Origin of the sequence: Bartonella propinqua (assembly GCF_047263965.1) — a bacterium.
GTDB lineage: Bacteria > Pseudomonadota > Alphaproteobacteria > Rhizobiales > Rhizobiaceae > Bartonella.
Window position 1 is genome coordinate 16,677 of the sequence record NZ_JBLEBK010000006.1, and the last position, 12,758, is coordinate 29,434.

The following is a 12,758-nucleotide window of genomic DNA, read 5'->3' on the forward strand; positions in this document are numbered from 1 at the left end:
CCAGAGCTTAAACTTATAGCTTGTAACATCAAAAGCTTTATTATTTACCATAATAATTGCCGTTTAACTTTCCACTTTTTTCCCATTTTCATATACATAGCTTGGTTTATACATCGTTACCAATTCTTCTGCCACAGTTGGATGCACTGCCATAGTATCATCAAACACATCTTTGGTTAGTTTCCCCTTAAGAGATATTCCAATAAGCTGCGCCATCTCACCAGCACCATCCCCTAAGATATGTGCTCCCACGATAACACGACTTTCACCATCAACAACTAACTTCATAAACATTTTCTCTGAACTTCCAGAGAAGACATTACGCATAGGACAAAAAGTTGTACGATAAATTTCAAGACGTTTATAACGATGCACCGCATCTTCTTCTGAAAGACCAACTGTTCCAATTTCTGGCTGTGAAAAAACTGCCGTTGTAATTAAATCATAATCAGGTACGGTGGGAGTATTCTCAAATACGGTTTTAATGAAACACATTGCATCATGGATAGCAACAGGTGTCAATTGAGCGTGGCCTGTTACATCACCAACAGCCCAAATGTGAGGTACATTTGTCGTCATTTTTTCATCAACAACAATTGCACCAAACTCGTCCAATTTAACTCCTGCCCGCTCAAGTCCTAAACCTTCTGTATTTGGCACACGTCCTGTAGCTAACATAACTTGATCAGCACTGATAGTTTGCCCATTTGATAAAACAACATCATAATGACTCTCTGTAGCTTGAACTTGAGAAACATTCACCTCATAGATAATAGAAATTCCTTTTTCAATCATTGCATCACTAAGCAACTGTCGCAAATCATAATCAAAGTTACGAAGGATTAAATCACCACGATAGAGTAGTGTTGTTTTTACACCTAATTCATGAAAAATATTAGCAAACTCAATACCAATATACCCACCCCCAACAATTATTATTGATTTTGGTAATTTTTTAAGATCAAAAATTTCATTAGAAGTAAGGCACAAATTACTGCCTTTGATAGCAGTATTTGGTGCAGTTTTTGCCCCCGTCGCGATCAAAATTTTTTCTGCTCTTATCCGCTCACCTGTCGCAGAGAGCTCTAGTGTGTGATCATCTATAAAGACAGCACGACTTTCATAAATATGGACATTGTTATTTTGTAACCCTTTACGATAAAGCCCCTCTAACCTTGTTATTTCTTTATTTTTAGCTGTGACTAATTTTTCCCAACTAAAAATGGGATTTGCATATTCCCATCCAAAACCAATGCTCTTATTGAACTCTCGCGCATATTGTGACGCATAAACATATAGCTTTTTAGGAACACAACCACGGATAACGCAAGTGCCCCCTACACGATATTCTTCTGCTATCGCGACGCGTTTACCAAGTCCTCCAGCAAGGCGCGCAGCTCGTACCCCACCAGAACCACTTCCAATAACAAATAAATCAAAATCAAAAGATCCCACGAACTATTCCTTCTTATACGTCTAAAACAACAGGCTATTGTCATTTATCATAAAATGAAAGTCCTTATTTATTTTCAAAGTATCACTTTCTATATAAAGCAATACTTTTAAAAGCTATTTTCATTAAAAACGGCGGAAAACCGCCGTTTTTTTAATAAACAAGGGAAAGCTCATTCTTGGAATAACATGAATCAAGCTATTTTGGATTTTTTGAAGAGCTTGGTGTTGTAGGTGAAATGGTTTTATCTACATTTAGTGTTTCAGACATCTCCTTTTTCACATCTTTTATAAGATCCTGTAGAACAGCAGAACTCCATACATTAAATGTAGAATAAGCGTCACGCGCAATGCTTGGAACTTCCGTTAAAAACTTTTTACCAGTGTCAGAAGTATAAAATGCCGTAATTGCATCAAGCTCTTCCTGAGTAAAATATTTTGCATATATATGAGCAACTTCTTTTTCCAAATCAGAACGCCGTTTAGCCAAAGCAAGCGCATGTTTATCAACAATCTTAGAAATAACAGTTGCTAAATTTGGATTGTCACTTGTCAGTTCATTTTTGAGATCACGTGCCGCAGTTGGTAAAAAGCTATCAAACTGATCAGTTGCATGAATGGCACTGATCGCCTTTCTAGCTGAACTCAAATGTTTGTCACTCACATCATGTGCATGAACCATTCCAATATTTGCAACCAAAACGGCAATTGCACCCCAATATGCTACAAAACGCTGAAAAGAAAATATTATTTTCATTTAATGATTACCCCGATAGTTATTAATTATAATTTAAATCCGTTATTCCACCTGAAACTTTTAACGCCTTTTATTGCGCCAAAACACCAACATGTAAACTCTCTTATCTAAAAATCAAATGGTTCTAAAACTTTTATTTGACCATTCTTCATCGCTATAATTGCACGCGAAGCCAATTTCAAAAAAAGACCGTGTTCAACAACACCAGGAACTGCAAGGAGTGCATCCGATAACAATTTTGGCTGTAAAATGTGCCCCCAAGACGCATCAAGAATAAAGTGACCACCATCCGTTTCAAAAGGACTCTTCCCGTTCATCCTCAATGTAACTTTTCCTAAAAGCCCTAAATTATCAGCAACTTTTTCAATTGCTCTGCATGTAGCATGCATACCAAATGGATTAACTTCAATTGGCAGTGCAAAAGCACCAAGCGTTTTTACTATCTTTGTTTCATCAGCAATTACAAGCATTGTACGAGATGCTGCTGCTACAATTTTTTCACGCAATAACGCCCCGCCACCTCCTTTAATGAGAGTCATCTCTGGACCGATTTCATCTGCCCCATCAATATCAAGGTCAAGTTCAGGTATTTCTTCTAAAGTAGCGACAGGAACTCCAAACTCACGGCAAAGTTTTTCAGAATAGCGTGAAGTAGGGACACCCGTTACACGCAAACCGTTCCTAATACGTTCACCAAGAAGACAAATGAACTCATTTGCTGTAGAACCAGTTCCTATACCAATTCGCATATCATCTTGAACAAATTCAAGCGCTTTAGCAGCTGCCAATTTTTTTAACTGCTGACCATCCATGAATTACTTTATCCTTTAATCAATCAGCAATATTTATCAAACATTGATCACCACAATAACCTATTGCCTCAATCTACCACAAATTTACTCGCCACCTTTTGGCTAAAAAAATACTCATTATTAAAAAACATACTGTAACAATCAGTATAGAATAATGAATAATTTTATCTCTTTTAAAACTTGCTCATGTTTCCCATGTTTAATAAGTATTTTCGATTTATCCTATCACTATCGATAATATAATCATATGCTTCTGTAAAATTACAAGTTGTTCAGATATCAAAAAAGTTATTTATTTTTTTAAAAAATTTAACAATTCGTCAATTTCAGTATAAATTGCGCGACTTTTGTAAATACTGCCTATGCATATTCCACGGTCTATGAAATCCCTTAAAAGACCAAATGATATCTCCACTTTTTGTCATCATAACGCTTCCTCGTGATAATAATTGTTGGGGCATAAATATTATTGGTGTTTTTTCATGACATATTTGCTTACTCATTGCAGATGTCTTAACCATGATATCTGTCTTTACGCATTGATCTGTTTTTCCACGTAAAACAGTAACTTTAAGTCCATTTTCTAGCATGGATGTACAAGCACGATCATCACAAATAAATTGCTCATTAAATGAAGGACCATATTTTGTCGGCTTGATAAGCTCATTCACGCGAAATGATTTTTTCCATATGAATGTTGTAAACTTAGAGTAATAATAACGATCAATATATAATCTTCCCCTATTCATAACACCCACCAATTTCATATCATCTGCTATAATTAATTGTACAGGTGGATGCACCCAATAGACATAAATACCAACCAACATAAAAAGACTAAAAAAGAATCTGATAGATGTTTCGCAAAAAGTTAGTCCAACTAAGCCTACACTAAATAAAATCAACGTAGACAACGGCACAAACCCAGGATTTAAAGTAGGAGAAATATCTCTTATAGTGTAAGCAATCTTTGTTACGAGACCAATACCAAACCCCATGATTTGTAAAGGAAACCATTCAAGATTCACAAGCATTGCAAATACTGCTATTAATCCAAAGGGTATGATGAGTATTGATATAATAGGCAGAGCTAAAACATTGCTGATAATGCTAAGGAGTGCAATATTGGAAAAATGATAAGCAGCATAAATTCCACTCGCAAATCCCGCGACAAGGGAAGCTGCACATGTTGAAATAACTGATAAGAAAGCAAAATAAAATACTTTACCTCCCACATAAGACGGTGTTGTTTTTCTTGTAGGAGAAGATAACCTTTTATTCCACCAACCAAAAAAAGCAATCAAAGCCGCGGTTGCAGAAAAGGACATTTGAAAGCTAGGACCTAATATTTCGTGTGGAGTAATAGCTAAAGTTATCAAACCTGCAATAGCAAAATTACGCATTGTTACAGAAAAACGATTGCACAATACAGAAACCAGCATAACAGCAATCATTATAAAACTTCTTTGCGCTGATACAGCTGCACCAGATAATACTAAGTAAAAAGCTGTAGCCATCAATGCAGCAATAGCAGCAAACTTTTTAGTGGAATAATAGGATGAGAAAACTGGAAAAAATGCTAAAAAACCGCGGATGCTAACAAGAACTAAACTGCTCAACAAAGCCATATGTAAACCAGATATTGATAAAATGTGCGCTAATCCAGCCGTACGCAATGCTTCATTTGTATCACTTGCAATACCACCCCTTTGTCCCGTAATGAGAGCAGCCGCAATGTTGCCTTTTTCTCCACCAATCACCATACGGATTCTTCGAGTCATATTTGTCCGTAAATTTTCAATTTTTTGTAAGACTACGCCCAATATTGTGTCAGGCTGTGGAATCAATATTTTGACTGGTTTTCCCAGATAAAATCCCAGAGCACCAATTCCTTTAAAATAATTATGAAAACTAAAATCGTAACTTCCTGGACGCACTGACCCAGATAATGCGCGAATCTTAACTCTGCCGTATAGCCCATCACCAATTGCCAATCCCTCTGGCAAACGCCTTGCTGATAAACGAACACGATTAAGTTCATGACGTAATACTGGCTTTTTTGTGCTTAACACATTCAAAATTAAACGAAACCCTCCTCTTTGCATTGCCTCAATAGAAACAACTCTTCCCGTTAATGTAGTGAAAACATCACTGCCTAACATTGGTGTAGATGTCCGCCACGTTTCTATTTTTGCAGCTAAAGCACCCAATACAAAGCAGCACAAAAATCCTACGATAAGCCATACTTTTTGATATGAACGTAAAATATACAACATTCCAAGAAATATACTGATCGATATAACAAACTGCCCCCAACTTGGTTCTCGGTCTAAACTGAAATAAAAAATGACACCTGTGGAAAAAAATACCAAAATCAGCAAAAAAAGAAGTCCCGCAGAAACTTCTCTGTTTATGCAATCTGCCAACCACTCCCAGCAAAAAATTATTGCATTTTTAAAAGAGATAAATAGAAAAAAATTTGGCTCGTTATAATTTGCGCTATTTGTTTTATTTTCACTATAAAAAGTAGAAAAAACTCTTTGCCAGATTAGATTCAGTTTTTTTCTTTTGCACAAACCTCTTTGTGATAAATCATCCTTAACTTTATTTTGATTTAACATCCGCATCTTCCCCTTTACTTGACAATGCGGCTATTGCACACTCTATCACCTATGCTAACATAACCTTTTGTACATTTTCATAAATCATATCTTAATTTAGAGGAAGATATCCGTGCCAGTTATTACCCGTTTTGCCCCCTCACCCACAGGCTTCCTTCATATTGGAGGTGCTCGTACTGCTCTCTTTAATTGGCTTTATGCAAAACATACTGGCGGAAAAATGCTTCTGCGTATTGAAGATACAGACCGAGAACGCTCAACGGAAGTAGCTGTAAAAGCCATTATAGATGGCTTGCGCTGGATGGGACTTAGTTATGACGGCAACCCTATTTCACAATTTGAACGAGCAGAACGTCATCGCCAAGTCGCAGAACAATTAGTAAAAGACGGAAAAGCTTATTATTGCTATGCTTCACCAGAAGAATTGGCTGAAATGCGCGAAAATGCCCGTGCAGAAGGGCGTCCACCACGTTATGATGGACGTTGGCGCGACCGTGATATTTCTGAAGCTCCTAAAGGTATAAAACCTGTTATTCGCATCAAAGCACCACAAGATGGAGAAACAATTGTACACGACCGTGTTCAAGGTGACGTTTACTTTCCTAATAAAGATCTGGATGATTTTATTATTTTGCGTTCCGATGGATCTCCAACCTATATGCATGCCGTTGTTGTTGATGACCATGATATGGGAATAACGCATATTATACGTGGTGATGATCATCTCACAAATGCAGCTCGCCAAACAATTATCTTTCATGCAATGGGATGGGATATCCCTGTTATGGCACATATCCCACTTATTCACGGTGAAAACGGCGCAAAATTATCAAAGCGCCATGGTGCATTAGGTGTTGATACTTACAGAACCATGGGATATCTTCCCTCTGCTTTACGTAATTATCTCGTTCGTTTAGGCTGGAGTCATGGTGATGATGAACTGATCTCAATCGAAGATATGATTTCTTGGTTTGATATTGATGATATTAATAAAGGTGCAGCGCGTTTTGATATCAAAAAGTTAGACGCAATCAACGGACACTATATGCGCATAAGCAACGATAAAGATCTTTTTGATTCTGCTCTTAACATTTTACCAGAGATTGAAGGTGGATTAGAGAAAATTGAAAGGCTTGATGAACAACGTTGTGCTCAATTTTTAGCAGCTATACCACACTTAAAAGAACGTTCCAAAACACTATGTGAACTTATTGACAATGCCTCTTTCATTTTTACACAACGACCGTTACTTCTTGATGAAAAAGCACAAACACTCTTAGACAAAAATGGTAAAGCTATCTTAAAAGATATTTATCTCGCCTTGAAAACATGCTCCAATTGGGATGCCAAAACCTTAGATGAGACTCTTCGATATTATGTGCAAAAACAGAATCTCAAATTTGGAGTTGTTGCTCAACCGCTTCGAGCGGCTCTCACAGGACGTGCAATATCACTAGGAGTTTTCGATGTTCTCGTTTTATTAGGGCAGGATGAATCTCTTAACCGTATTCACGACCAACTTGTTGAAATTGCATGCTAATTTGCAATGTATATAGGTATGTAAACCAAATAATTATTTAAATAAAGATATCTCAACGCAAGCTGAAAGCTATCTTTTATTTTAAGTAATCGAAATATATATTTGCTAAAATTGCAAATAAAAAATATTTTTAGATTGCATGAGCTTACTTTTAGAGTAAATCTACTTTCAACATAGGTAGAAAAAGCTTCAATTACATACCTCCATATCTAATGCACCGTCTCTTATTTTTAAGGGCGAAGGATCTGAAAGGAATATTTAATGTCTGAAAATAAGACACACATTATTGTGAATGGAAAAAAAGTAGAACTACCCATGCGTGAAAGCACTGTTGGTTGTGATGTTATTGAAATTTCTTCTCTCTACAAAGAAACAGGTACTTTTACTTATGATCCTGGTTTTACCTCAACTGCCTCTTGTGAATCAAAAATTACTTATATTGATGGCGATCAAGGAATATTGCTTTACCGTGGTTATCCTATCAGCCAATTAGCTGAAAAAGGGGACTTTCTTGAAAGTTGCTATCTTTTACTTTATGGTGAGCTACCAACAAAACAAGAAAAAATCAATTTTGACCGCTGTATTATGCAACATACAATGGTAGATGAGCAATTTGCACATTTTTTTCACAGCTTCCGTCGTGACTCTCACCCCATGGCTGTCATGATTGCATGTCTTGGTGCTATGTCTGCATTTTATCATGAATCTATTGATATTACAGATCCTCAACAAAGAATCACCGCTGCTACTCATCTCATTTCAAAGGTTCCAACTCTTGCCGCTATGGCATATAAATATAGTATCGGACAGCCATTTATTTATCCACGTAATGACCTTAGTTACGCTGCAAATTTTCTTCATATGTGTTTTTCTGTTCCTTGTGAAGAATACAACATTAACCCTGTACTTGCTCGGGCTATGGATAAAATCTTTACCCTGCATGCAGATCATGAACAAAATGCTTCTACCTCTACTGTACGTCTTGCAGGCTCATCGGGAGCTAATCCGTTTGCATGTATTGCAGCAGGTGTTGCATGTCTTTGGGGACCAGCCCATGGTGGAGCTAATGAAGCATGTCTAAAGATGCTACAAAAAATAGGTTCTGTTAAAAAAATCCCTGAATTTATTGCCCGTGCAAAAGATAAAAATGATCCTTTCCGCCTTATGGGTTTTGGTCATCGGGTCTATAAAAATTATGATCCACGTGCAAAAATTATGCAAAAAACCTGCCATGAAGTTTTAAAAGAACTAAATATCCAAGATGATCCGCTTCTTGATATCGCTATCGAACTTGAAAACATTGCTCTGAATGATGAGTACTTTATTGAAAAAAGGCTTTATCCGAATGTTGACTTCTACTCTGGCATTACATTGAAAGCTCTAGGATTTCCAACAAAAATGTTTACTGTTCTTTTTGCATTAGCACGCAGTGCTGGTTGGATTGCACAATGGAAAGAAATGATTGAGGATCCTGCACAAAAAATTGGACGACCACGCCAACTTTACACAGGTTATGCTGCGCGTGAATATCTTTCTATAGACAAACGTATGAATTAAAAATTATTATACCCAATAAAGCTTCAAATTACTGGGGCTTTATTGCGAATGATCAAATAGTTTGGCATCACGTGTTCTTATTATAGACTTTTATTTAAAAACTTTCTTATAGCTATCGCATCATCATAATAACCACGATGAAAATTTTTTCATGATTTCTGCTCAAAACAATGAATAAAATTTATAATGCACTTCTTGCAGGTTAGCTAAAATGTTTGTTATAAATACATTGAAGCGTTTTCGTCTGCGATTTTATCTCAATGAGACATATATCACTCATTACTCTATATATAAATTTAAAATTATTAATCATATATGGAAATGAATTGATTATATAAATTTGCTCTTTGAGCTCGCTCTAAAACTGGTCTTACAAAGAAATCACTCAAGTGTTACTCCACTATACATCACGTATCTTTTACCACTCCCCTGCCAATTGGTAAAAAAGATGAAACATATGCACATTGGAGTTTCTCTACATAATAATTAAGAGCTGTAAAATGTACACCACTATATGACCATCATAATTACGAGCAAGCACTCTTTTTGAAATCATCTCTTCGCAATATAATTTTTTTTATAAGAAAAGTATTCCATATCTATTAAAAACAAAGTGATTTTACATGTTCCTCAAAATGTACACGTTTTATAATATCTATAAAAATATTTTTACTCTTTTTTTCCTAAAATTTAAGTTCTCTTGTGCTTAAATTTAATAATCTTTTTTAAGCCAGATTTTTAGTTTTCGTAAATAAATAAAAATAAATAATTTCTTTGATGATGATATTTTCATAATGACAATAAACCAATACTAATAAATTTTTGCATTGCTCCTCAAAGAGCTAAATTATAAAAATACATGAAGAACGCATATTTGCGCGCAACAGGAGAACATAATGAAATCATTAGCAATAGCTCTTATAACAGGTGCAACACTGTTTACCCAATTAGCCAATGCTAAAATGCTGAAAATTGCAAGTGAAGGCTCTTATCCTCCATTTAGTTATATTGATTCAAACAATAAACTCCATGGTTTTGATATTGATATATCTTATGCACTTTGTGAAAAAATGAATGTCGAGTGCACTATCACTACTCAAGATTTTGATGGGATTATTCCTGGTCTTCTCGCAAAAAAATACGATGCTATCATTGCTTCCCTCGCGCCTACACAAGAGCGGTTACAAAAAATAGACTTTACAGATGCTTATTATAACACAGAATTAGCTGTTATTGTTACCAAGAATTCAGGAATTAAAGAAATCTCAGCAAAAGCCTTTAAAGGTAAAAATCTTGGAGTACAATCAAATACAACACAAGCTGCCTACGCAGAAGATCATTATGCCTCTGAAGGAGTAAATATCAAACTCTATCCCACAGCAATAGAAGTTAATCGCGATCTTGTAAGCCATAGGCTTGACGTGATCATCTTTGATAAACTGCAAGCATTAAACTGGCTCGAAAATGAAGGAAAAGATTGCTGCCTACTTCTCGGAACCCTTCAAGGAACAAAAGCTCCTATTGCGATTGGTATACGTCAAAATAATAATGATCTTAAAAATATGTTTAACGAAGCGATAGAGAAAATCCGCGCAGACGGAACTTATAATCGAATTATGAAAAAATATTTTACATTCGATATTTATTAAATATCAATATGAAACTAAAATTAGACAAACTGTTTAGTTCTAAAAATATTACCTAAATCTTTGTGAGGAGCGCAAGAATGGCTGAAAATTTAGCATTGCTATCATTTAGCAATGGGGGATGGGGTGTAGTTATACTTTCTAGTGCTGGAATGACATTATCACTGGCTTTGTGCTGTGGCATCTTAGGACTTCCTTTAGGACTCTTAAGCGCCATGATGATTCGATCCAATATCAAAATAGCTAAAGCTATAGCTACTTTTTTTTCATCAGTGTTCCGTGGACTACCAGAGCTTTTAACCTTATTTTTAGTTTACTACGGCTTACAAAATGTGATTCAAGCTATTCTTGATTATTTTAGTATCGAAATAACATTTAGTATCAATGCTTTTATTGCTGGTGTTCTTGCACTTAGTATGGTTCTTGCAGCCTTTTCTTGTGAAGTTTGGCTCGCAGCTTTCAACATTTTTGATAAAGGGCAATATGAAGCAGCTAAAGCTTTAGGACTTTCACGCTCAACCACATTTTTTCGTGTTGTCTTTCCTCAACTAATCCGAAATGCCTTACCAGGTCTTTCTAATAATTGGCTTACCTTACTTAAAGATACATCCCTCGTTTCAACCATTTCACTTGTTGACCTTATGCGACAAACCAATTTAGCAGTTGCAGCCACCAATAAACCCATGTTGTTTTATGTTGTAGCATGCATACTCTATTTATTATTTTCAGCGTTTTTTTCCGCAATTTTACGTCATTTGGAAACATGTACTCAAGCAGGATATAGAAAGGTATCGGTCTGATGATTCCTGAGTGGCTCTATTTCCTTTTTAATCCTGCTCTCTTGAACCGTTATGGACTAAAATTTATTGATGGGTTTATTGTTACCTTTGAGCTTGTTTTTATTGCTTGCTCTATTGGTTTTTTTCTTGGCATTCTTATTACATTTGCGCGCTTATCAAATAATAAGCTTTTGCAGTATTTTGCACATGCTTATGTTTATTTTTTCCGTGGTTCCCCCTTATTGGCTCAACTTTTTCTTTTTTACTATGGGCTTGGTTCAATGAGTGACTTCTGGCAACATGTTGGCTTATGGTGGTTTTTCCAAAACGCGTGGTATTGCTGTCTTTTTATTTTTGCACTCAATTCAGCTGCCTATCAATCTGAAATTTTTAAAGGAAGTTTTCTATCAGTAACAACTGGACAACGTGAAGCATCAAAAGCTTTGGGATTGAGTGATTCTGTAACATTTTTTAAAGTTATTCTTCCACAAGCGATGGTTGTAGCATTACGCCCTTTGGGAAATGAATTTATTTTAATGATTAAATCCAGTGCCATTGCCTCACTCGTTACTGTGTATGATTTAATGGGAATTGCTAAATTAACTTATTCACGTACATTTGACTTCCAAGTTTACGTTTGGGCTGCCCTTATCTATCTTCTTATCGTTGAGATCATTCATCGTTTTATCGTTCTTATCGAGCGTCGTCTAACTCGATACTTACGATAAATAAAAATGATCATAAAAATCTTTACCAAACCAAAATGTTACATTAATCAATTTATTCATCCATGAAAGAATACAACAAGATGAATTTAAAAAATAATAAACCTGTCCATACTGCTAAAACTCCTGTGATCTCTATTCGAGATTTAAATAAATGGTATGGAAACTTTCAGGTGCTGCATGACATTAATTTAGATGTTAAAATTGGCGAGCGCATCGTTATTTGTGGACCTTCTGGTTCAGGAAAGTCGACTCTGATTCGTTGTATTAATCAATTAGAACAGGCACAAAAAGGCTCAATTTGTGTCCATAATATTGATATCAATACTGCTCCTATACACCAACAAAAAACTGTTTTACGCAAAATAGGAATGGTTTTTCAGCATTTTAATTTATTTCCCCACATGACTGTTATGCAAAATTGCATTTTAGCACCTATGACAGTTCAAGGACTTTCTAAACAGCAAGCAAAAGAACGGGCAATTCGTTACCTTACGCATGTTGGTATTGAAAAACACTGTGAAAAATATCCTTTACAGCTCTCTGGTGGGCAACAACAGCGTGTTGCAATTGCACGTGCACTTTGCATGGAGCCTGAAGTAATGCTTTTTGATGAACCAACATCGGCTCTTGATCCAGAAAGTGTTGGAGAGGTTTTAGAAGTTATGGTTCAACTGGCAAATACAGGTATAACAATGCTCTGTGTTACCCATGAAATGGGTTTCGCTCGCAAAGTTTCAGAAAGAATACTCTTTTTAGAAAACGGAAAAATTATTGAAGATACAGTATCTGACGAATTTTTTACCAATCCTAAAAGCCAACGTGCTCACGACTTTCTTGCTAAAATTAAACATTAATTACCAATATTA

General features: G+C 35.8%; 10 protein-coding genes. 6 read left to right on the forward strand and 4 right to left on the reverse strand.

What is annotated here, in order from left to right:
* Positions 1-63 precede the first annotated feature (63 nt).
* The 4 genes from gor to ACMFKV_RS05390 all read right to left on the reverse strand — a co-directional run bounded on the left by gor (position 64) and on the right by ACMFKV_RS05390 (position 5,642).
* On the reverse strand, positions 64-1,455 hold the full coding sequence (gene gor / locus ACMFKV_RS05375) for a glutathione-disulfide reductase (RefSeq protein WP_413154693.1): 1,392 nt from the start codon (positions 1,453-1,455) through the stop codon (positions 64-66).
* A gap of 196 nt (positions 1,456-1,651) precedes the next feature.
* Positions 1,652-2,209, reverse strand: a complete 558-nt coding sequence (locus tag ACMFKV_RS05380; RefSeq protein ID WP_413154694.1) for a DUF2059 domain-containing protein — start codon at positions 2,207-2,209, stop codon at positions 1,652-1,654.
* A 107-nt stretch (positions 2,210-2,316) separates the two neighbouring features.
* The gene (gene rpiA / locus ACMFKV_RS05385) at positions 2,317-3,021 is read right to left on the reverse strand and encodes a ribose-5-phosphate isomerase RpiA (RefSeq protein ID WP_336288453.1); all 705 of its coding nucleotides are present in this window, start codon (positions 3,019-3,021) and stop codon (positions 2,317-2,319) included.
* Between the two features lie 326 nt (positions 3,022-3,347).
* Complete coding sequence (locus tag ACMFKV_RS05390) at positions 3,348-5,642, reverse strand: ComEC/Rec2 family competence protein (protein WP_413154695.1); 2,295 nt, start codon at positions 5,640-5,642, stop codon at positions 3,348-3,350.
* 112 nt (positions 5,643-5,754) lie between these two features.
* Here ACMFKV_RS05390 and gltX point away from each other — a divergent pair, with 112 nt between their 5' ends.
* From gltX to ACMFKV_RS05420, 6 genes are all read left to right on the forward strand, one after another.
* Positions 5,755-7,182, forward strand: coding sequence for a glutamate--tRNA ligase (gene gltX / locus ACMFKV_RS05395; protein WP_336288455.1), 1,428 nt, complete (start codon positions 5,755-5,757; stop codon positions 7,180-7,182).
* 261 nt (positions 7,183-7,443) lie between these two features.
* The gene (gene gltA, locus ACMFKV_RS05400) at positions 7,444-8,739 is read left to right on the forward strand and encodes a citrate synthase (RefSeq protein ID WP_413154696.1); all 1,296 of its coding nucleotides are present in this window, start codon (positions 7,444-7,446) and stop codon (positions 8,737-8,739) included.
* An 896-nt stretch (positions 8,740-9,635) separates the two neighbouring features.
* Positions 9,636-10,388, forward strand: coding sequence for a transporter substrate-binding domain-containing protein (locus tag ACMFKV_RS05405; RefSeq protein ID WP_413154697.1), 753 nt, complete (start codon positions 9,636-9,638; stop codon positions 10,386-10,388).
* A 77-nt stretch (positions 10,389-10,465) separates the two neighbouring features.
* Entirely contained in the window at positions 10,466-11,185 is a 720-nt protein-coding gene (locus tag ACMFKV_RS05410; protein ID WP_336288458.1) for an ABC transporter permease, read from the forward strand.
* The gene (locus tag ACMFKV_RS05415) at positions 11,185-11,892 is read left to right on the forward strand and encodes an ABC transporter permease (protein WP_336288459.1); all 708 of its coding nucleotides are present in this window, start codon (positions 11,185-11,187) and stop codon (positions 11,890-11,892) included. The genes ACMFKV_RS05410 and ACMFKV_RS05415 overlap by 1 nt, the downstream gene beginning before the upstream one ends.
* An 80-nt stretch (positions 11,893-11,972) precedes the next feature.
* A complete protein-coding gene (locus ACMFKV_RS05420; RefSeq protein ID WP_413154698.1) occupies positions 11,973-12,746 on the forward strand; it encodes an amino acid ABC transporter ATP-binding protein in 774 nt (257 codons plus the stop codon).
* The last annotated feature ends 12 nt before the right edge of the window (positions 12,747-12,758 follow it).

What these genes read in the sequence shown, in the direction of transcription:
- ACMFKV_RS05410 (WP_336288458.1), top strand. Translation starts at nt 10,466, where the DNA reads ATGGCTGAAAATTTAGCATTGCTATCATTTAGCAATGGGGGATGGGGT.
- gltA (WP_413154696.1), top strand. Translation starts at nt 7,444, where the DNA reads ATGTCTGAAAATAAGACACACATTATTGTGAATGGAAAAAAAGTAGAA.
- ACMFKV_RS05405 (WP_413154697.1), top strand. Translation starts at nt 9,636, where the DNA reads ATGAAATCATTAGCAATAGCTCTTATAACAGGTGCAACACTGTTTACC.
- ACMFKV_RS05415 (WP_336288459.1), top strand. Translation starts at nt 11,185, where the DNA reads ATGATTCCTGAGTGGCTCTATTTCCTTTTTAATCCTGCTCTCTTGAAC.
- rpiA (WP_336288453.1), bottom strand. Translation starts at nt 3,021, where the DNA reads ATGGATGGTCAGCAGTTAAAAAAATTGGCAGCTGCTAAAGCGCTTGAA.
- ACMFKV_RS05390 (WP_413154695.1), bottom strand. Translation starts at nt 5,642, where the DNA reads ATGTTAAATCAAAATAAAGTTAAGGATGATTTATCACAAAGAGGTTTG.
- ACMFKV_RS05380 (WP_413154694.1), bottom strand. Translation starts at nt 2,209, where the DNA reads ATGAAAATAATATTTTCTTTTCAGCGTTTTGTAGCATATTGGGGTGCA.
- ACMFKV_RS05420 (WP_413154698.1), top strand. Translation starts at nt 11,973, where the DNA reads ATGAATTTAAAAAATAATAAACCTGTCCATACTGCTAAAACTCCTGTG.